Consider the following 19,590-nt stretch of genomic DNA (forward strand, 5'->3'; position numbering starts at 1 on the left):
GCGAAGACGGTGAATCTCGGCGCAGAACGTGACGCCGATCACAAAGCTCAGCGGCGTAGCACGCGGCGAGCCAGCCAGTTGCCGAAAAATTGGATGCCCTGCACCCCGGCGATGATGAGCAGGGTGGCGACCAGCGTCACTTCCCAGTCGAACCGCTGATATCCCTGCACCAGCGCGAAATCGCCGAGCCCGCCGCCGCCGACGGTGCCCGCCATGGCCGACATGTCCACGATGGCGATCACCACGAAGGTGTAGCCGAGCACGAGCGGGCCGAGCGCCTCCGGGATGAGCAGCGTCAGGATGATCCGCAGCGGCCCGGCGCCGACCGCCCGCGCCGCCTCGATGACGCCGGGGTCGACGGTGACCAGGTTCTGCTCCACGATCCGCGCGATCCCGAAGGAGGCGGCGACGATCATCACGAAGGCGGCCGCGTCGGTGCCGATGGTGGTCCCGACCACCTGCAGCGTCACCGGGCCGAGCGCGGCGAGCAGGATGATGAACGGGATCGGCCGCACCACGTTCACCAGCACGTTCAGCAGCCAGTGCAGCGGCGCGTTGGCGAGCAGCCCGCCCCGGCGCGTGGTGTAGAGCGCGGTGCCGAGCACCAGCCCGATCAGCCCGCCCACCACGAAGGTGATCAGCACCAGGTAGACGGTGGTGCCGATGGCCTCGGTGAGCAGCGGCCGCAGCCGCTCCCAGTCGGTCTCCATGGTGTCCCTAGCGTCGTCCGAGTTCGGCGATCACCGATTCGACGGCCGGGTCGGGGCCGTCCAGTGCCAGCGTGATGCTGCCGAAGGTCTTGTCCTGCAACGTCCCGACCCCGCCGTAGACCACCTCGAACCGGACCCCGGCCCGGACGGCGGCGGCCAGCGCCTCCCCCACCCCGCGCCCGTCGTCCACGTCGACGGTGACCAGCCTGCCCGGGTGCCGCGCACCGAGGGTGCGCAGCTCGCCGTCGCCGGGGCGGTTGTGCAGCACGGTCTGCACGAATGCCCGCGCGGGCGCCGAGCGCGGTGCCGCGAAGACGTCGAAGGTGCGCGCCAGCTCGACGATCCGGCCCTCGGCGAGCACCGCGACCCGGTCGGCGACCGCGCGGATGACGTCCATCTCGTGCGTGATCACCACGATGGTGACGCCGAGCTCGGCGTTGATGGTGCGCAACAGCTTCAGCACCTCCCGGGTGGTCTCCGGGTCCAGCGCGGAGGTGGCCTCGTCGGCGAGCAGCAGCGCGGGCGAGGTGGCCAGTGCCCTGGCGATCCCGACGCGCTGCTTCTGCCCGCCGGAGAGCTGGTCCGGGTAGCTCTTGGCCTTCTCCGCGAGCCCGACGAACTCCAGCAGCTCGGCCACCCGCGCCTTGCGCTTCGCGCGCGGCCAGCCGGCCACCTTCAGCGGGTACTCGACATTGCCCGCCGCGGTGCGCGAGCGGAAGAGGTTGAACTGCTGGAAGATCATCCCGATATCGCGGCGCAGCCTGCGCACCTCGGCCTCGGCGACGCCGGTGATCGGGGTGCCCGCGATCTCGATGGTGCCGCTCGTCGGCTTCTCCAGGCCGTTCACCAGCCGCACCAGCGTGCTCTTGCCCGCGCCGGAGTAGCCGATCACGCCGAAGATCTCGCCGCGCTCGATGCGCAGGTCGATATCGGTCAGCGCGGCGTGCTCCCGCTTGCCCGCGCGGAAGACCTTGCCGACCCTGCGGAATTCGACGGCGGGTGGCTGCTCGCTCACTTCCCGTCGCGGATGGTCTGCTGCACCCGCGTCAGGATCTGCTGCAGCGCGGGGCCGTCCCGCCTGACCTCGACCGAGGTGCCCTTGGACGACTCGGTGAGTGCCTGCTGCACCTCGGGGTCGTGCCAGATCTCGACCAGCTTCAGGTACTTCTCGTTGTCCCTGTCCTCGGCCCTGGTCACGAAGGTGTTGATGTACGGCTCGGCGCCGGGGCTGTTCGGGTCGTCCTTGGCGAGCGCGGACTTCGGGTCGACGCCGGAGCGCTCCAGGAAGGTGTTGTTGATGATCGAGCCGTCCACCGAGGCCAGCGAGAGCGCGGTCTGCGCGGCGTCCACCGGGGTCACCTTCACCTTGGAGGCGTTGCGGTCGACGTCGGCGATGGAGGGCGCCCTGGTGTCCGAGGCGAGCTTGACCAGCCCGGCGGCCTGCAGCACGAAGAGCGCGCGGGCCTGGTTGGACGGGTCGTTCGGGATGGCGACCTCGCCGCCCTGCGGGATGTCGCCGACCGCCTTGTGCTTCTTCGAGTACAGCCCGAGCGGGACGATCTGGGTGGCGCCGATCGGGGTCAGGTCGGCGTTGTTGGCGACGTTGTACTGGCCGAGGAACTGCAGGTGCTGGAAGAGGTTGACGTCGATCTGCTTCTGCGCCAGCGCGATATTGGGCTGCGAGTAGTCCGAGTAGTTCTGGATCTGCAGCGTGATGCCCTGGTCCTTCGCCTTCTGCTCGAAGACGTCCCAGGCCTTGTCGCTCTCGGTGGTGCCGATCCGCACCACGTCGCCGGAGCCGTCGGCGCCGCCGCCGCACGCGGTGAGGGTGAAGGCCGTGGCCACCGCCAGGGCGGGGATCGTCAGTGCCCGGAGGATTCGCAACGCATGCTCCCAATCGTTCGTGCGGACTACGCCTCCATGCAATCCGCGCGCCGGTGCCGCGGGCAACGGTTGGGATTGTGGCGAGCGAAAGCCTGGCGGCTACGCCGGAATCGCCGGTTTCCAGCCGAGCGCGGGGCCGACCAGCTCGACCGCGTCGTGCAGGATCTGCTCGTACTCGGCGCGGTGGAACTCGTAGGGCAGCTCCAGGCGCAGCTCGGTGGTCTCGGCCAGTACCGGGTCGGCCGCCAGCCGCTGCACGATCTCCTCGGCCGGGCCGACCAGGTCGGGGGCGAAGAGCACCCGGCGCTCGCCCTGCGGGCCGAGCGTGCGCTCGTGCCTGGACTCGGCGTAGCGCCGATACCGTTCGCGGGTGGCGCGATCCGCACCGTCGGTCGGCACGATCACCCGGCCCACCGCGACCCGGCCCGGCCGCGCCTGGTCGATCCGCTCCCGGTAGGCGGCGATGAGCGCGAGCTGGCTCGTACCGAAGTCGTCGCTCTGCTCGCCGAGCACGATATTGCCGGTGAGCAGGTTCAGCCCGTGCTCGCCGGCCCAGCGCACCGAGCGGCCGCTGGAGCCGCCGTACCAGAGCCGGTCGATCAGCCCGGGATCGTGCGGTTGCAGCCGCGGCCGCTGGGTGTTGCCCGGTGAGTGGATGACGGTGTCCGGCCCGCCCAGGTACCCGCCGCGCAGGTTCTCGACGAGCCGCTCGATCCGGGTGTGCGAGAGGTCGTACGAGCGCCAGTCACCGTCGAAGACCAGGTCGCCGAGGAGCTCCGCGTGCGGCGGGGTGCCCGCGCTGAACCCCGGCTGCAACCGGCCGCGGGAGAGCACGTCGGCCAGCGCCAGATCCTCGGCCAGCCGGAACGGGCTCTCGTAGCCGATCGGGATCACCGCCGAGCCCAGCTCGATCCGCTTCGTGCGCTGCGCCGCCGCGGCCAGGAAGACCGCCGCCGAGCCGACCCCGTGCTCCAGGTGCCGCTGCCGGATCCAGCCGCCGTCGAAGCCGAGCCGCTCGCCGTACTCGAAGAGCTGGAGCGTGTCCTCCAGCCCGGTGTAGGGGTCGTCGTCGGCGAAGTTGCCCGGCGTGAGGAAGGCGAGGGTCGCGATACGAGGTGCCACCCTGCCAGGCAACCCGCCGGAGGCGGCGCGCGCCACCCTTGCGTTCGGCCGGAACGCAACCCTTCCCCGCGCGGCTGACCGGGCGTCCACGAATGTCCGCCGAACGAGTGACGACCGCGAGCGCGGTTGCGCCTACGATGCTGGGCGGACGAAGCATTCGAAATGGGAGGTTCGGGGCGATGGACGGCGGCAATTCGGCGCTGCACCTGGCGGCCGCCGGTGGCGACGGTGCCGCGCTCGGCACGCTGCTCGACCAGGTGAAACCCTTCGTGACCAGGTACTGCCGGGCCCGGCTCGGCACCGATCCCGCGGACGCCGTCGCCACCGGAATCTGCGCCGAGCTGCTCACCGCGCTGCCCCGGTTCGCCGAATCCGGCGGCTCCTTCCTCGCCTTCGCCTACCGGATGACCTCGCGCACCGTCGCCGACGTACTGCGCCGCCGCGGTACGCGCAGCCCGGAACCCCTAGGGGAACTCCCGGAATCGCAGCGCGAGGTGCTCGTGCTGCGGCTGGTGCTCGGGCTCTCCGCCGACGAGACCGCCAGCGCGCTGCACACCACCATCGGCGCGGTCCGGGTCACCCAGCATCGGGCGCTGGACACGCTCCGGACCACGCTGGCGGCCTGAGCCGCCTCAGCGCCGCTCGAACGGGATCTGCTCGCCCGCCTCCACCGCGACCGCGAGCCGATTGCGCGCGGGCGGTAGCGGGCAGGTCGCCAGGTCGGTGTAGGCGCAGGGAAGGTTGGCGGCCCGGTTGAAGTCGAGCACGACGCTGCCGTCGGCGGCGGGTGCGGGCACCTGCAGCGCCCGGTTCGCCGCGTAGGTGGTGACGCCCGAGGTGGCGTCGGTGAAGAGCACCGTCAGCGAGCCGGGCGCTTTGCCGGGGAAGGCCGTGAGCCGCTGCTCCGCGCCCGCCAGCTCGAAGGTGATCTCGCCGGGTGCGTCGTAGACGTGCTCCAGCCCCTCCACCGAGGCGCCGACGGTGGTCGGCTCCGGCTCGGCGAAGGCCCGGTACTGCCCGGTGACCACCCACTCCCGGCTCGGCGGGTAGGCCGGGGTGCCGCGGAAGGCGGTGCGCAGGGCATTGCCCGGGTGCCTCGGCCGCACGATGTCGAAGCCACCGCGCTTGGCCACCTCGATCACCGCGTCGCCCCAGACCGCGTTCACCCCGCCGCGCTCCGGGATCGGTGCGAACCGGTACGTCCCGGTCACCGGCTCGCCCTCGATCACCAGCTCCTCGCCCGCGTCGAGCACGACGGTGACGCCGTCCGGCCCCGCCGACCACGCACCGGGCGCGTCGTCGAACCGCTCCGGCTCCGGGCCGAGCCAGTGCAGCGCGGTGATCGCCAGGAACCCGTGCGGGTCGGCCAGCCGCGCCTCCTGCCCGCGGTGCCACTCCGCCCAGTCCGCTTCGAATGCCGTCCCGATCGCCGACGTCGTCATTTCCGCTCCTCGCGCTCGCCGGGCAAAGAATCATCGTCGCAGCGCGCGGGGACGGCGGCCGAGGGTTGGGCTCAGCGGGAACCGAACTCGGGCGGCTGGAAGGCGCGGACCGGGGGCGGGGCGCCGTCGAACTTCTCGACCTGGACCAGGCAGCTGTTCGGTGACGGCCCCTGGGCCAGCGGGCTGGTGCCGATGTCGGGGGTGACGACATTCGGGTTGCCGTGCCGCTCCAGGCCGAGCTCGTCGTCCGGGTCGTACCAGGCGCCGGTGGCGATCTGGGCGACGCCGGGGAGCAGGGCGTCGGAGGTGGCGACGCCGGCCAGGAAGGCGCCGCGGTCGTTGAAGACGCGGGCGAGGTCGCCGTCGCGGAGGCCGCGGGCGGCGGCGTCGGCGGGGTGCAGGCGCAGCGGCTCGCGGTCGGCGATCTTGGCGTCGCGGCTGGTGGCGCCGTTGTCGAGCTGGCTGTGCAGGCGGGTGGCAGGCTGGTTGGAGAGCAGGTGCAGCGGAAAGCGTTCGGCGCGGGGGTCGCCGAGCCATTCGCGGTCCGGGTACCAGGCGGGGTGGCCGAGGAGGTCGCCGGCCTCGGCGATGGTCTGCGAGTAGATCTCGATCCGGCCGGAGGGGGTGCGCAGCGGGTGCCGCTCCGGGGCGGCACGGAAGCGTTCGAGGTCGTGTTCGCGCTCGGGGAGCAGGGGGCGCAGGTCGAGCGGCGGGCCGGCGCGGAAGGCGCGGTAGGCGGGGAGTTCGACGCCTACCGCCGCGGCGTCGGATCGGGTTGTCTCCCAGACGTGTTCGACCCACTCGGCGGTCGAGCGCCGCTCGGTGAAGGCGGCGCCGAAGCCGAGCCGCTCGGCCAGCGCGGCCAGGACGGCGTGGTCGTCGCGGGCCTCGCCGTACGGCTCGAAGACGCGGTGCATGGGGGTGAGCCAGTGGTCGCTGCTGCTGCCGGCGAAATCCTCGCGCTCCAGGGCGGTGGTGACCGGGAAGACGATGTCGGCGTGTCTGGCGGTGGCGGTCCAGCTGTGCTCGTTGACGATCACCGTGCCGGGGCGGGTCCAGGCGCGGCGCAGCCGGTTCAGGTCCTGGTGATGGTGGAAGGGGTTGCCGCCGGCCCAGTAGACGAGGTCGATCTGCGGGTAGACGCGGTCGGCGCCGTTGTAGCGGTAGGGCTCGCCGGGGCGCTCGAGCAGCTCGGCGATCCGGGAGACCGGGACGGCGTCCGAGACCGGGTTCGGGCCCTGCGGGATGGTGCCGATCCGGAACGGCGGCACCCGGCGCTGCAACGTGGTCCCCTTGCCGACGCCGGACCCCATCTGCACGCCGCCGCCGGGCAGCCCGATGTACCCGAGCGCGGCGGCGAGCGCCCACGCGGCCCAGTACGGCTGCTCGCCGTACCTGGCGCGCTGCACCGCGTAGGAGAGGCCGATCAGGCTGCGTCCGGAGGCGAGTTTCCTTGCCAGCGCGCGGATCTCGGCCGCGGGGACGCCGGAGAGCCCGGCCGCCCACTCCGGCGTCTTCGGCACGCCGTCGCCGCCGCGGACATAGCGCGCGAACTCGTCGAAGCCGACAGTGTAGCGGGCCAGGAAATCGTCGTCCTGCCAGTTCTCGGCAAGCACCGTGTGCACCAGCGCGAGCAGCACCGGGACGTCGGCGTTCGGGCGGCAGGGCAGCCAGCGGGCGCCGACCGCGGCGTCCACGTCGTCCCGGAGCGGGCCGACGTGCACGATCTCCACCCCGGCCGCGCTCAGCTCGGCCAGGTGCCCGCGGTCGTCGTGCGCGCCGATGCCGCCCGGGTTCACCTGGGTGTTGCGGCTCGGCGCGCCGCCGAAGAGGACCAGGCAGCGGCAGTGCTCGGCCACCTCGGCGGTGGTCGGCGCCTGCTTGCCCGCGTAGTAGGCGTTCAGCCCGATGATGTGCGGCACGATCACCTCGGCCGCGGCGAAGGAGTAGGTGTCGACCGAGTCGGTGTAGCCGCCCGCCAGCCGCAGGAAGCGGTGCAGCTGGCCCTGCGCGTGGTGGAAGCGGCCCGCGCTGGCCCAGCCGTACGAGCCGCCGTAGATCGCGCTGTTGCCGTGCGCGGCGATGGTGTCGCGCAGGGCGCCTGCCGCGAGGTCGAGCGCCTCGTCCCAGCCGACCTCGACGAACGGCTCGCGGCCGCGGCCGGAGCGGTCCCGGTCGCGCAGGTAGCCGCGGCGCACCGCGGGCCGGGCGATCCGCACGCCCGGATCCCGCGCGGCGGCGAGCGACCGGCCGATCGGCGACGGTTCGGGGTCACCGGCGGCGGGCCGCACCGCGATGCTGCCGTCCGGCGCGGCGCCGACCAGGTAGTTCCCCCAGTGCGTCGCGGTGAGCCGCGGCTCCGACATGTGCTCCCCCTCGGGTTACGGCGAAACCCAGAGGTTACCGGCGCTCAGGGCAGGACCAGGCAGGTGATCCCCAGGTCGATGCCGGTACCGACCTCGACCCGCACCGATCGCTCGCCGCCGATCTGCACGGCGTGCAGGGTGTGCGCACCGCGCTCCTGCGGGGTCCAGATCGCGGTGGCGATCCCGCTCGGCCCGACCGGGATGGCCCACGGCGGGTCGAACGAGCCGCGCTGGCTGTCGTAGAAGCTCACGTACTCGCCGGGCGCCGCGTTCGCGGTGACGGTGTAGGCGCAGCCGGTGCCGTACGGGGACGAGCTGCCGCTGGAGATTCCCGGTTCCACGGTGATGCCGGTGATCTCCGCTCCCGCGGGTGCGGCCGCGATCGCCAATACCGCCGCCACCGCTACCCCGGTCGTGCACAGTGCCCTCATTGCTGTCCCTTCCGTCGCGCTCTCCCCCAGGGTGCCCGCGCACACCCCCACCCGAAACGCCGCTACCCCAACCGGACCGGAACGTGCGTCCAGCCCGCGACGCTGGTCTCCCGCGACCGGCGCAGACCACTCGGGTCGACGGAGAACGCGGGCATGGCGTCGAGCATGGCGTCCAGCCCGATCCGCCCCTCCAGCCGGGCCAGCGCGGCGCCGAGGCAGCGGTGGATGCCGTAGCCGAAGCCGAGGTTGTTGCCGCTGAACGCGCGGGTGATGTCGAAGCGCTCGGCCTCCGGGATCGAGCGCGGGTCCCTGGTCGCCGCGGCCAGCAGCATCAATACGGGGCTGTGCGCCGGGATCGTGCGGCCGTGCAGTTCGACGTCGCGCAGCGTGTAGCGCACGTCGTACTGCACCGGCCCCTCGTACCGCAGCACCTCCTCGAAGGCGCCCGCCAGCAGCGAGCGGTCCGCGCGCAGCGCCAGCCACTGCTCGGGGTGCGCGCCGAAGAGCACCGCCGCGCTGCCGAGCAGTTTGGCGACGGTCTCCGCGCCCGCCCCGGCGAGCAGCGAGATGAAGCCGAGGATCTCGCGGTCGGTGAGCCGGGTGGCGGCGCCGTCCTCGCGATCCACCTCGACCTCGATCAACCTGCTGATCATGTCGTCGAGCGGCCGCGCCCTGCGCTCGGCGATCAGCGCGGCGTAGTACCCGGTGCTGGCCTGCGCCGCCGCCCGCCCCGCCTCGCTCATCCCCATCTGCCCCGGCTCGCGCTCCAGCGGGGTCGCCAGCCACTGCCGCAGCTGCTGCCTGTCCTCCGGCGGCACCCCGAGCATGGTGGTGATCACCTCGATCGGGAAGAGGTTCGAGTAGTCGGCCACCACGTCGAAGGAATCCCCGCGCAACCGCTCGGCGAAGGCGCGCACGGTCTCCCGGATCATGGGTTCGAGTCCCGTGATGGCGCGCGGCGTGAAGACCGCGCTGACCAGCTTGCGCATCCGGGTGTGCTCCGGCGGGTCTATCATGATGATCATGGGAATCCGCTGCTCCGGCGGCTCGGGGGCGAGCACCTGCTCCAGGGTGACCCCGCGGCCCGAGGAGAAGGTGTCGAAGTCCTTCATCCCCGGGACCACGTCGGCGTAGCGGGAGAGCGCCCAGAAGCCGTAGCGGGCACTGTGATAGACCGGCGCGTCGTCGCGCAGCCGGCGGTAGACGGCCTGCGGGTCGTCGTGGAATTCGGCGGAGAAGGGATCGAAATCGATGGCGTCGTCGGCAACGAGCGAGTGATTCATGGCATACCTCTTGTCTATCCGGCCGTCGCCAGGATTACACTTCTTACAGAATCCGTAAAGGTTGTAAAGTGCCCTCGATTTCCTCCGCCGACCACGGCACCCGTACCCGCATCCTCCGGGCAACCTTCGAGGTGCTCGCCCGCAAGGGCCACGGCAAGCTGAGCCTCTCCGAGGTCGCCGTGCAGGCCAAGGTCTCGCGCCCGACGCTGTACCGCTTCTTCGCCTCCAAGGCCGAGCTGCTCGCCGCCTTCGGCGCCTACGAGACGGCGAATATCGAGGCCGGGCTGCGCGCCGTCACCGAGGGGCTGGAAGGGCATGCCCGGCTGGACGCGGTGCTGCGCTACATGGTCGAGCACCAGGGGTCGTACTCGCTGAGCCGCGTGGTCGACATCGAGCCGGACTACGTGCTCGTCCAGCTGGAACGGGTCATCCCGATCATGCGGCGGCTGCTCGAACCGGCTGTCACGCAGGGCGATCCGCGCGTCGTCGCGGGCACGCTGGTCCGGGTGGCGGTCGCGCACTACCTGGTCGGCGGGGACGACCGGGCTGAGTTCCTGGCGCAGCTGCGGCAGGCGGCGGGCATCGCCGCGCCCTGACCCCGCCTATCGGCCGATCGAAAGCGGGAATGCAGCGGCTCGGCGCCGCCCGCGGTTCACCCGCCGCTGGTCGAATGGGGTGGCATCGTCCGCGACGAAGGAAGAGGCCATGACCAGCACCGATACCCACGCCGGTGAGACCGTCGGCAAGCGCGTGCACGAGTTGACCACGATCTTCGAGCGGGGGCTGACCGAGAATCTCGGCGTCGGCGCGTCGCTCGGCATCCGGCTGGAGACGGCGGGCGAGGGGTACACCCGCTACTACCTCGACCCGAACCCGGCCACCATCAACGCCATGTTCACGGTGCACGGCGGCGTGCTCGCCACGCTCATGGACACCGCCATGGGCAGCGCGGTCTTCACCAAGCTCGGCGACGGCGTCGCCTACACCACGCTGGAGCTCAAGCTGAACTTCATCCGCTCGGTGACGCTGGACGGGTCGCGGCTCACCTGCGAGGCGAATGCCGTGCACCTCGGGCGCCGCACCGCGACCGCGGAGGGCAAGATCACCGACGCCGCGGGCAAGCTGATCGCGCACGGCAGCACCACGATCCTGGTCCTGCAGCCGGAGGGGTGACCCGACGCCGACGGCCCCCGCCCGGAAGGGGCGGGGGCCGTCTGCTTCTGAAAGATCAGGCCACGGTGCGGCATTCGGCGATGAAGCGCGCCAGTTCGTCCACCCGATCGGTCCTGGCGTCCACCGCGCGGTCGATCACCCTGATCAGGTGCTCGTACGCCTCGGTGTGGTCGTAGGACGCCACGTCCGCGATCTCCAGCGCCCAGCGCCAGTATCCGCGCATCGTATCCGCCAGCGGCATGCGGAAATTGGCGATCACGTCGCGCAGCGGGTCGACCACGTCGTCGCCGTGCACGCGCAGGTAGCGGCTCACCACGTCCGCCATGAAGCTGAAGTGCCGCGCCTCGTCGCGGGCCAGCCTGCCGAGCACGGCGGCCAGCACCGGCTCGTCGACCACGTCGCGCAGGTGCTGGTAGTACATCTGCGTCGCCTTCTCCTGCACCAGGGCGTAGGCGAAGAACTGCACCGGGTGGTCGTAGGGCAGGCCGAAGGGTTTCCGCCCCTCGATCGCGAGTTCGTCGCGCAGGGCGCCGCGCTCGGCGATGCCGGCGGCGTCCTGGTAGCGGGCGAGCGCCCTGGCGTGCGTGTCCTCCTCCAGTGCCCAGCGCACGGTGAAGTGGTAGAGCTCGCGGTTGTGCGTGAAGGTGGCGAGGTCGACGGTGTCGTCCACCGGGAAGTGCCGATGGTAGACGTCGAAGTAGCCGGGCAGGTGGTCCTCGATCAGGGTGACGAAGCGGACCGCGGAGCGCTGCCCGCCGGTGAGCCGGTCCGCGTCGGCGCGGGCCCAGTCGAAGGCGGTCTCCACGTCCCAGGCGCGGGCGGCGGGCGAGGCGGCGAGGAAGCCGTCCACCGCCGCCGCCACCTCGGTGACCGGGATGAGCGCCGTCATCGGGCGTTCCGGCAGGTCAGGGCGTAGTGCTTGGTGGTGTAGCCCCACCCGGCGTTGGCGATCTCCAGGTAGTGCCGCAGCTGGGCGGCGAGGCCGGGGCGGTGTGCGTCGATGCGCTCGGCGGCCGCGTCCACGTTGCCGATCCAGTCCTCGATGGTGCGGTGGTAGTGCGCGGTGAGGTCGTCGACGGCGGTGATCGAGAAGCCGGCGTTCTCGGCGGCGGTGAGCAGGTCGGAGAGCGGGCGCAGGTCGCCCCAGCCGAAGATGTCCGCGCGCACGAACTCGGTGCCTGCCCTGGTGTCGAAGGCATCGCGGGCGGCGGCGTTGCGGAAACAGCTCTCCGAGACATAGAGCGAACCACCGCGGCGCAGTACCGTTTTCGCGCGGCGGAAGACGGCGTCCAGGTCCGGCATGTGCACGATCGAGCCGAGCAGCGTCACCGCGTCGAAGCTCTTCGCGGGCAGGTCGAGCTGCTCGAAGTGCCCGACCCGGGTGTGCACCCGGTCGGCGACGCCGCGCGCGGCGGCCTGCTCGGCGATGTACCCGTGCTGGCGCGGCGCCGGGCTGATCCCCGTTGTCGCACAGCCGAATTCCGCCGCCATGAACAGGATCAGCGACCCCCACCCGCAGCCGACGTCGAGCAGTCGCTCCCCGCCGGTGAGCCCGAGCCGGTCCGCCACGAACCGCAGCTTGGTGCGCTGCGCCTGCTCGAGCGTGTCGGACTCCGACTCGTACAGCGCCGAGCTGTACTTGCGCAGCGGGTCGAGGAACTGCCCGAAGATGTCCGGGTCGAGGTCGTAGTGCTGATTGGTATCGGCGGTGACGGTCACGCGGCTTCCTCACGCAGGGCGCGGTCCACCACGGTCACGACGTCGTCCAGGCTGGAGAGGCCGAAGACCTCCTCGTCCTCCATCTCGATGTCGAAGGCGCGCTCGATCTTGGCGACCATGCGCAGCACCCGCACCGAGTCGACGCCCTCCATGCCGCGCAGGTCGGCGTCGGGGCGCAGCTCGGTGCCGGGGATCCCGGTCTCGGCGGTGGCGATCTCGGTGACGGTACGCAGGATGTCGGCGGTGCTGGTCATGGCTGGACTCCGTTCGCGAGGGCGGTGGCGAGCAGGGCGACCTCGTCGTCGCCGAGGGTGAGCTGGTGCCGCACGGCGGCCAGCTCGAAGGGCTGGTAGCTGGCGGTCGAGGTGGCGCAGACCGCGCCGTCGGCGTCCCGCACCTCGGCCGATGCCCGGATCGGGCCGGGCGCGGTCGCGGCGAGCGACGCGACGCAGTGGTAGTCGCGGTCGATCAGCAGCGGGGTGAGGAAGCGGGTCCGCTGGCTGACGGTGAAGGCAGGCCGCTGCCCGGCGAGCACGATGAGGTTGCCCATCAGCTCGTCCGCGATCACCCCGATCATGCCGCCGTGCACCACGCCGGGGTACGACTCGAAGGCGCGGCCGAGCCGGAAGTCGGTGCGCAGCCCCTCCGGGTCCGGGGTGAAGCGCAGCCGCAGCCCGCCCGCGTTGTGCGGGGAGCAGCCGAAGCAGTGGTAGTCCGGGATCACCGACCACGGGACCCGCACGGTGCCTGCCACGATCAGGCGATCACGTCGGCGAGCGCGCGGCGTACCCGCGCGTTGCTGGAGAGATCCAGCCCGGTCAGGTTTCCGAAGGTGCGGCGGATCTTGTCGTGCAGCACGTCCAGCTCGCCCTCGGCGGCCACCTGCTCCAGGAACAGGTCGAAGCCGGTGTCGATGGTCTCGTGCTCGCCGAGCTCGCTGATGCCCGCCTTGAAGGTGCTGACCGGGTGCTTGATCTTCGCCTCCGAGCTGTAGACGTAGAGCGTCTCCAGCACCGACGGCAGCTCCTCCGGCTTCTTCTTCAGCCGCTCGGTGGTGTAGTGGATGAACTCGCGGGCGTGCCCGGCCTCGTCCCGGCTCGCGCTGAGCAGCAGCCCCTTCAGCACCGGCTCCCGCACCCACGCCGCCACCGCGCGGTAGATGTGGTTCACCGTGAGCTCGGAGATGATGTTGGTGGCGAGCGTCGCCGACGGCGTGGTACCCGGCGCGTAGGGCTCGCGCATGGCGTCGACCGCCTCGGCGTCGACCGCCTCGCCCACCGCGTCCAGCCAGGCCCGGAAGGCGTAGTGGTGCTGCACCTCCTGGAAGCCCCAGACCACGGCGAAGGTGGAGAAGTCGTAGTCGTCGACGAACTCGTTCATGAAGCCGTGCACGGCCGCGATGACATTGGACTCGCCCATGGTCGCGCTCTTGGCCAGGGTCACGTACTCGGGCTCGACCAGGTCGAGGTCGACGGCGCCGAGGTCGAGGTCGGCGAGGCGCCAGTGCAGGCGCTCGTAGTGGCGGAAGACGTCGTAGCTGTGCACGGGTGCTCCGATTCCGTTGGGTGGTTACTGTCCGACGAGCCGGCGGGCGGCCTGGCGCTGCAGCTTGCCGCTGCTGGTCCGCGGGATGCTGCGCGGCGCGACCAGGTGCACCTCGACCGCGGTGAGCCCGAGCTCCTCGCCGGTGGCCGCCCGGATCCGCTCGGCGAGCCGGTCGGCGGCGGTGCCGGTCAGCTCGGTCTCCGCGATCAGCGTGATGACGTCGGCGTCCGGCTCGGCGGCGGCGGTGCAGCGGCCCCGGTACAGCCCGGGCAGGCCGCGCACCGTGGCCTCGACGTCCTGCGCGTAGTAGTTGACGCCGCGCACGGTGATCATGTCCTTGCAGCGGCCGGTGACGAAGAGCTCGCCGGCGCGCAGGTAGCCGAGGTCGCCGGTGCGCAGCCAGCCGTCGGCGAAGAGCCCGGCCACGCTCGCCGGGTCGGCGGTCAGGTAGCCGTCGGTGACCGAGCCGCCCCGGATCAGGATCTCGCCGACCCCGCCGTCCGGCAGGTCGGCGCCGTCCAGGTCGACCACGCGCAGCCGCATGCCGTCCACCGGGGCGCCGACCCCGGCCACCGCCCGCGCGCTCGGCAGCTCCGGCGCCACCGGGAGCGCCACCGCGTCGTCGGCGAGCCAGGTGCGGTCCACCCATTCGAAGTGCGGGGGGCGGCCGAGCGGCGGGAAGGCGACGGCCAGCGTCGCCTCGGCCATGCCGTACACGCCGAACATGGTGGCGTCACCGAAACCCGCCGGCGCGAAACGCTTCCGGAAGGCGTCGACCACCTCGTAGGAGATCGGCTCGGAGCCGTTGAAGGCGATCCGCCAGCGGCTCAGGTCGTACCCGGTCACCTCCGCGGGCGGGACGGCGGCGAGCAGCGCCTCGTAGCCGAAGTTCGGCATGGCGGTGATGGTGCTGCCGGACTCGGCGAACTGGGCCAGCCAGCGCGCCGGGTCCTTCACGAAAGCGAGCGGCGACCACACGTGCGCCTGGATGCCGCGCAGGATCGCCGACAGCGTGCCGAACAACCCCATGTCGTGGAAGAGCGGCAGCCAGAACCCGCCGCGGTCGTCCAGATCCAGCGCGATTCCGGTGCGAATGGCGGCCAGCCCGGTCAGCACGTTCCGGTGCGTGAGCCGGACGCCCTTCGGGGTCGCGGTGCTACCCGAGGTGAATTGCACGACGGCGAGGTCGTCGGCGCCGATCGCGGGCAGCAGCGTTTCCGCGCTGTGGTCCTCGGCCGTCAATTCGCCGATATCGAGGAAATTCACGGTGGAATCACCGGCGAGCGCGGGCACCATCGCGGCGAAGCGGTGCGAGACCAGGACGGTGCGCATTCCGGCGGCAACGGTGATCGCGGAAAGTTTCCGCGGGAATGCGGCGGTCTGTTTCGCCCCGGCGGGCAGCGGCAGCGGGGTCGCGGCGCCGCCGGCGGCCGCCGCGGCGAAGAGCGCGACCAGGAATTCCGGCGCGTTCGGGCACAGGATGCCGACCGGCTCGCCGCGGGCGACGCCGTGCCTGACCAGCGCGGCGGCCAGCACGCCCGACCGGCGGTGCAGCTCGGCGTAGGGAACGGTCTCCGACACCGACCAGAAAGTCGCAGGCACCGCGGGAAACGCGGCCGCGATCTCGGCCAGCCTGCCGGGAAGTGTTTCCGCGGAATGCATGCGGGCAACGACACCAGCGCAGTGTGACGGCACCGCGAATGCACTGTGAACTACAGTGTTCGATAAACAGGGCCGATCGCCCGATCACGCTGCGCGATAACGAAGTTCGGCTATGGTGCGATAGAAGCGGCCGATCACCACCGCGGCCGGGCTCGCGAGTTCGCGACGATTGCACCGAAATTGTTCTCCGCATTCAGGAGTCACCGGTGAGTTCGGAACAATCCGCGGTACAAGAATTGTCGCCGGTACAGCTGGCGGTCATCGACAGCATCGCCCCGCACCTGCGGCACAACCCGTACGACAGCTACGCGGTGCTCCGCGCGGCCGGACCGTTCGTGTCCGGCCCGCACGAGACCCACCTGGTGACCACGCACCGCGAGGCGCAGACCATTCTGCAGGACCCGCGCTGGAGCCACGCCGAGGAGCCGCAGCTGCTGCACGGTGACAGCGATGTCGAGCTGCCCGGCTCGTTCCTCTGGATGGAGCCGCCGGAGCACACCCGGCTGCGCGGGCTGGTGAGCAAGGCGTTCACCGCGCGCACCGTGCACGGGCTGCGCGAACGGGCCGAGCGGCTGGTGCACGAGCTGTGCACCGCGGCGCTGGCCCGCGGCGAGGTCGACCTGCTGGACGCGCTCGCCTACCCGCTGCCGCTCACCCTGGTCTGCGAGCTGCTCGGGGTGCCCGCCGAGGCGCACGAGCACGTGCGCCGCATCTCCGCCGACATCGCCCGCGGCCTCGACCCCGACGTGCTGCTCTCCCCCGCCGAGCTCGCCGCCCGCAGCGCCGCGGTGCACGCCTTCCTCGAGTTCTTCGGTGACCTCACCGACCGGCGCCGACGCACCCCCGCGGACGACCTGATCACCGCGCTGGTGCAGGCCGACGACGCCGGCGCCCGGCTCACCCGCGCCGAGCTGCTCGGCACCCTGCTCATCCTGGTGGTCGCCGGGCACGAAACCACGGTCAACCTGATCGGCAACGGCGTGCTCGCCCTGATCCGGAACCCGGAGCAGTTCGAACGGCTGCGCGCCGCCCCCGACCTCGCCGGGCCCGCGGTGGACGAGGTGCTCCGCTACGACGCCCCCGTGCACCTCACCACCCGCACCGCGCACGCCGAGATCACCGTCGGCGAGCGCATCTTCGCCCCCGGTGACGCCGTGATCGTGCTGCTCGGCTCCGCCAACCGGGACCCGGTGGCCTTCCCCGACGCCGCCGCCTTCGACATCGCCCGCTACACCGGGGGCCGAAAGGTGGAGCGGCACCTGTCCTTCGGGCTCGGGCTGCACTACTGCCTCGGCGCGCCGCTGGCCCGGCTGGAGATGGAGCTGGTGTTGCGCGCGCTCGCCGCGCGGGTCGGCGCGGTGACGCTGCTGGAGGAACCCCCGTACAAGCCGAATGTGGTCGTGCGCGGAATGTCGCGGCTGCTCGTACATCTGGAGGGCACGTGACCGCCGCCGACGAGATCACCTTCGACGCCTTCGAGCCGAGCGAACGCGCCGACCCGTACCCGGCCTACCGCCGGGCCAGGGACGCCGCCGCGCTGCTCCCCTACGCCTTCGGCGACGTCCCGGTCACCCTGGTCACCCGGTACGAGGAGTGCGCCGCCATCCTCACCGGGAACGACTGGGGCCACGGCTACGCCGCGGGCATCAGCCCGTTCCGGGACACCACCGCCGCCATCCCCGGCTCCTTCGTCCGGATGGACCCGCCCGAGCACAGCCGCTACCACAAGCTGGTGGCGCGGGGCTTCACCCCGCGGGTCATGGCCGGCCTCGCACCGGTGGCGGGGCAGGTCGTCGGCGAGCTGGTCGACGCGGCGCTCGGCCGCGGCGAGCTCGACATCCTGAACGACCTGGCCGTGCCGCTCGCGGTGGCCATGGTCCCGGTCCGGCTGCTCGGCGCCGACCCGGCCGACGGCGCGCTCTTCCGAGCCTGGCAGCTGGCGATCGCCCGTGGCACCGACCCGGACTCGATGCTCGGCGACGCCGAGGTGGCGGCGCGCGGCGCGGCAGCGCTGGAGTGCATGGGGTACTTCGCGCGGGTCGTGGCGCAGCGGGCCGGGAACCCCGGCGACGACCTGCTCGGCACGCTGATCGCCGCGGTCGGCGACGGCGCGCTCACCGAGCCGGAGGTGATCGGCATCGCGCTGCTCACCCTGGTCGCCGGGATGGAGACCTCGATCAACCTGATCGGCAACGGCATGCTCGCGCTGCTCCGCAACCCGGACCAGCTGCGGCTGCTGCGGGCGAACCGGGAGCTGATCGGGCCCGCGCTGGACGAGATGCTGCGCTACGACGCGCCGACGCAGTTCACCATCCGGGTCGCGCTGCGGGACACCGTGGTCGGCGGGCACGAGTTCCGGCGCGGGGACGGCGTCGTCGTGCTCACCGCGTCGGCGAGCCGGGACGACCGGGTATATCCGGAGGCGGATCGCTTCGACATCACCCGGTATGCCGGGAACCGGCCCGCGCGGCGGCATCTCGGCTTCAGTCTCGGGATCCACTACTGCGTCGGTGCGCCGCTGGCGCGGATCGAGGCGGAGGCGGCGATCGGGGCGCTGCTCGATCGGGCGCCCGCGCTCGCGCTCGCCACCGGCGCGGTGCAGTATCGGCCGAGTCTGATCCATCGCGGGATCGTCTCGCTGCCGGTGACGCTGTGAAGGCGGTCGTGCTCGGGGCCGGGATCGCCGGGTTGCTCGCGGCCAGGGTGCTGGCCGATCACTGCACCGAAGTGGTTCTCGTGGAGCGGGATTCGCTGGACGCCGGGTGGCGGCGCGGGGTGCCGCAGGGGCGGCACCTGCACGGGCTGCTCGATCGGGGGCGGGCGGTGCTGGAGGAGCTGTTTCCCGGGTTCACCGGCGAGGCGGCCGCGCGTGGTGCGACCACCGCGGAGGCGTTGGTCGGCACCAGGTGGTACCTGGGCGGGTCCCGGCTTGCGGCGACGCCGACCGGGCTGACCTCGGTCATGGCGACTCGGCCGCTGCTGGAAGCCATTGTCCGGGAGCGGGTTCTGGCGCTACCGGGGGTTCGGCTGCACACCGGCACCGTGCGCGGGCTGGTCGGTGACGCGGGCGCGGTGCGCGGCGTCCGGGTGGCCGGCGACGGGCAATCGACCGTCCGATATCCCGCTACCGCGGCCGGTCCCGACGGGGCACCGGTGCCTGCGCGGTCGCGCGGCACCACCGACCCCGGTACCACCGACCCCGGTACCACCGACTCCGGTACCACCGACTCCGGTACCACCGACTCCGGTACCACCGACTCCGGCACCGCCGACCCCGGTACCGCCGACCCCGGTACCGCCGACCCGGCCGTCGGCGTCATCGAACTCCCGGCCGACCTGGTGGTCGACGCGACCGGCCGTGGTTCGCGCGCACCGCAGTGGCTCGCCGACCTCGGCTTCCCCGCCCCGGCCGAGGAGCGGCTCGAGGTCGACCTCGGCTACGCGTCGGCACTGTTCCCGCGCACCGAGGGGCAGCTGGACAACCAGTCCTCGGTGATCATCTCGACCGGCCCGGACGGGCGCGGCGGCGGCGCCATCCGGGTGCAGGGCGACCGCTGGCACGTCACACTCGCGGGCATGCTCGGCGACCACCCGCCCACCGACCCCGCAGGCTTCACCGCCTTCGCCGCCACCCTCGCGGCACCCGACATCCACGACCTGGTCGACGGCATCGAGCCGCTCGGCGAGATCACCCCGCACCGCTTCCGCTCCCCGCTGCGCCGCCGCTACGAGCGGCTGCGGACCGTCCCGGCCGGTTTCCTGGTGCTCGGCGACGCCCTCTGCAGCTTCAACCCCCTGTACGCCCAGGGCATGGCGGTCGCCGCCCAGCAGGCGCTGGTGCTGCGCGACTGCCTGGCCGCCGACCCCGCGGTAGCCGGCGACGACGCCGCGCGCGCTGCCACCGGCCCCGCGTGCCGGGTGCCCGGCGTCCAGGACCCCGACCTCCCCGCCCGGTTCTACGCGGCGGCGAGCGCGGTGGTCGATGTCGCCTGGCGCCTCTCGGCCGGCTCCGACCTGGCCAACCCCGGGGTGCGGGGCACGCGCACGGTCCGCACCCGACTCACCAACGCCTACGTGGCGCGCGCACACCGCGCCGCGCACGCCGACCCGCTGGTCGCCCGCGCCTTCCTGCGCGTCGGCAACCTCGTCGACCCGCCCGCGGCCCTGCTGCGGCCCACCCTCGCCCGCCGAATCCTGCTGCCGAGCAGCGCGAACGGCGCGAGCGAGCCGACCGGGTGACCGGCCGCAACGTC

The 19,590-nt window shown here is 72.3% G+C and carries 20 protein-coding genes; 6 read left to right on the plus strand and 14 right to left on the minus strand.

Going from position 1 to position 19,590, the window contains the following annotated elements; genetic code table 11:
* Positions 1-47: 47 nt before the first annotated feature.
* The 4 genes from ACFUJ1_RS13105 to ACFUJ1_RS13120 all read right to left on the minus strand — a co-directional run bounded on the left by ACFUJ1_RS13105 (position 48) and on the right by ACFUJ1_RS13120 (position 3,716).
* Entirely contained in the window at positions 48-710 is a 663-nt protein-coding gene (locus ACFUJ1_RS13105; RefSeq protein WP_378645296.1) for a methionine ABC transporter permease, read from the minus strand.
* A gap of 7 nt (positions 711-717) precedes the next feature.
* Positions 718-1,725 (minus strand): methionine ABC transporter ATP-binding protein, encoded by a 1,008-nt coding sequence (locus ACFUJ1_RS13110; RefSeq protein ID WP_378645297.1) that lies wholly within the window; start codon positions 1,723-1,725, stop codon positions 718-720.
* Positions 1,722-2,594 carry a MetQ/NlpA family ABC transporter substrate-binding protein gene (locus ACFUJ1_RS13115; protein WP_378645298.1) on the minus strand — a complete coding sequence of 291 codons (873 nt, stop codon included), beginning with the start codon at positions 2,592-2,594 and terminating at the stop codon, positions 1,722-1,724. Before ACFUJ1_RS13115 ends, ACFUJ1_RS13110 begins: the two co-directional genes overlap by 4 nt.
* A 99-nt stretch (positions 2,595-2,693) precedes the next feature.
* Complete coding sequence (locus ACFUJ1_RS13120; RefSeq protein ID WP_378645299.1) at positions 2,694-3,716, minus strand: LLM class flavin-dependent oxidoreductase; 1,023 nt, start codon at positions 3,714-3,716, stop codon at positions 2,694-2,696.
* A 179-nt stretch (positions 3,717-3,895) separates the two neighbouring features.
* Here ACFUJ1_RS13120 and ACFUJ1_RS13125 point away from each other — a divergent pair, with 179 nt between their 5' ends.
* A complete protein-coding gene (locus ACFUJ1_RS13125; protein ID WP_378645300.1) occupies positions 3,896-4,342 on the plus strand; it encodes a sigma factor-like helix-turn-helix DNA-binding protein in 447 nt (148 codons plus the stop codon).
* Between the two features lie 6 nt (positions 4,343-4,348).
* On the opposite strand, the gene ACFUJ1_RS13130 is transcribed toward ACFUJ1_RS13125, so the two are convergent.
* From ACFUJ1_RS13130 to ACFUJ1_RS13145, 4 genes are all read right to left on the minus strand, one after another.
* Entirely contained in the window at positions 4,349-5,158 is an 810-nt protein-coding gene (locus ACFUJ1_RS13130) for a DUF1684 domain-containing protein (protein WP_378645301.1), read from the minus strand.
* 71 nt (positions 5,159-5,229) lie between these two features.
* The gene (locus tag ACFUJ1_RS13135; protein ID WP_378645302.1) at positions 5,230-7,524 is read right to left on the minus strand and encodes a molybdopterin-dependent oxidoreductase; all 2,295 of its coding nucleotides are present in this window, start codon (positions 7,522-7,524) and stop codon (positions 5,230-5,232) included.
* 44 nt (positions 7,525-7,568) lie between these two features.
* A complete protein-coding gene (locus ACFUJ1_RS13140; protein ID WP_378645303.1) occupies positions 7,569-7,955 on the minus strand; it encodes a hypothetical protein in 387 nt (128 codons plus the stop codon).
* 62 nt (positions 7,956-8,017) lie between these two features.
* Positions 8,018-9,238 carry a cytochrome P450 gene (locus tag ACFUJ1_RS13145; protein ID WP_378645304.1) on the minus strand — a complete coding sequence of 407 codons (1,221 nt, stop codon included), beginning with the start codon at positions 9,236-9,238 and terminating at the stop codon, positions 8,018-8,020.
* 68 nt (positions 9,239-9,306) lie between these two features.
* On the opposite strand from ACFUJ1_RS13145, the gene ACFUJ1_RS13150 reads away from it, so the two are divergent.
* Together ACFUJ1_RS13150 and ACFUJ1_RS13155 are read left to right on the plus strand one after the other, a co-directional pair.
* Entirely contained in the window at positions 9,307-9,834 is a 528-nt protein-coding gene (locus ACFUJ1_RS13150) for a TetR/AcrR family transcriptional regulator (RefSeq protein WP_378645305.1), read from the plus strand.
* Between the two features lie 109 nt (positions 9,835-9,943).
* Positions 9,944-10,411, plus strand: coding sequence for a PaaI family thioesterase (locus ACFUJ1_RS13155; protein ID WP_378645307.1), 468 nt, complete (start codon positions 9,944-9,946; stop codon positions 10,409-10,411).
* 55 nt (positions 10,412-10,466) lie between these two features.
* On the opposite strand, the gene ACFUJ1_RS13160 is transcribed toward ACFUJ1_RS13155, so the two are convergent.
* Genes ACFUJ1_RS13160 through ACFUJ1_RS13185 form a run of 6 tightly spaced genes read right to left on the minus strand, consistent with a single transcriptional unit; the run spans position 10,467 to position 15,337 of the window.
* Entirely contained in the window at positions 10,467-11,300 is an 834-nt protein-coding gene (locus ACFUJ1_RS13160; protein ID WP_378645308.1) for an acyl-ACP desaturase, read from the minus strand.
* The gene (locus ACFUJ1_RS13165) at positions 11,297-12,130 is read right to left on the minus strand and encodes an SAM-dependent methyltransferase (protein ID WP_378645310.1); all 834 of its coding nucleotides are present in this window, start codon (positions 12,128-12,130) and stop codon (positions 11,297-11,299) included. Before ACFUJ1_RS13165 ends, ACFUJ1_RS13160 begins: the two co-directional genes overlap by 4 nt.
* On the minus strand, positions 12,127-12,384 hold the full coding sequence (locus tag ACFUJ1_RS13170; protein ID WP_378645311.1) for an acyl carrier protein: 258 nt from the start codon (positions 12,382-12,384) through the stop codon (positions 12,127-12,129). Before ACFUJ1_RS13170 ends, ACFUJ1_RS13165 begins: the two co-directional genes overlap by 4 nt.
* Positions 12,381-12,884, minus strand: coding sequence for a PaaI family thioesterase (locus ACFUJ1_RS13175; RefSeq protein WP_378645313.1), 504 nt, complete (start codon positions 12,882-12,884; stop codon positions 12,381-12,383). Before ACFUJ1_RS13175 ends, ACFUJ1_RS13170 begins: the two co-directional genes overlap by 4 nt.
* A 2-nt stretch (positions 12,885-12,886) precedes the next feature.
* The gene (locus ACFUJ1_RS13180; protein ID WP_378645315.1) at positions 12,887-13,675 is read right to left on the minus strand and encodes a ferritin-like domain-containing protein; all 789 of its coding nucleotides are present in this window, start codon (positions 13,673-13,675) and stop codon (positions 12,887-12,889) included.
* A gap of 24 nt (positions 13,676-13,699) precedes the next feature.
* Positions 13,700-15,337, minus strand: a complete 1,638-nt coding sequence (locus tag ACFUJ1_RS13185) for an AMP-binding protein (protein WP_378645316.1) — start codon at positions 15,335-15,337, stop codon at positions 13,700-13,702.
* 206 nt (positions 15,338-15,543) lie between these two features.
* Between ACFUJ1_RS13185 and ACFUJ1_RS13190 the strand changes: the two genes are divergently transcribed.
* From ACFUJ1_RS13190 to ACFUJ1_RS13200, 3 genes are read left to right on the plus strand one after another with little or no spacing between them, the layout of a single operon-like run.
* The gene (locus tag ACFUJ1_RS13190; protein WP_378645318.1) at positions 15,544-16,782 is read left to right on the plus strand and encodes a cytochrome P450; all 1,239 of its coding nucleotides are present in this window, start codon (positions 15,544-15,546) and stop codon (positions 16,780-16,782) included.
* On the plus strand, positions 16,779-17,993 hold the full coding sequence (locus ACFUJ1_RS13195; protein ID WP_378645319.1) for a cytochrome P450: 1,215 nt from the start codon (positions 16,779-16,781) through the stop codon (positions 17,991-17,993). Before ACFUJ1_RS13190 ends, ACFUJ1_RS13195 begins: the two co-directional genes overlap by 4 nt.
* Positions 17,990-19,576 carry an FAD-dependent oxidoreductase gene (locus ACFUJ1_RS13200; RefSeq protein WP_378645320.1) on the plus strand — a complete coding sequence of 529 codons (1,587 nt, stop codon included), beginning with the start codon at positions 17,990-17,992 and terminating at the stop codon, positions 19,574-19,576. Before ACFUJ1_RS13195 ends, ACFUJ1_RS13200 begins: the two co-directional genes overlap by 4 nt.
* Positions 19,577-19,590: the final 14 nt, after the last annotated feature.

The sequence above is a fragment of the Nocardia sp. NPDC057227 genome (assembly GCF_042669725.1).
Taxonomy (GTDB): domain Bacteria; phylum Actinomycetota; class Actinomycetes; order Mycobacteriales; family Mycobacteriaceae; genus Nocardia; species Nocardia asteroides_A.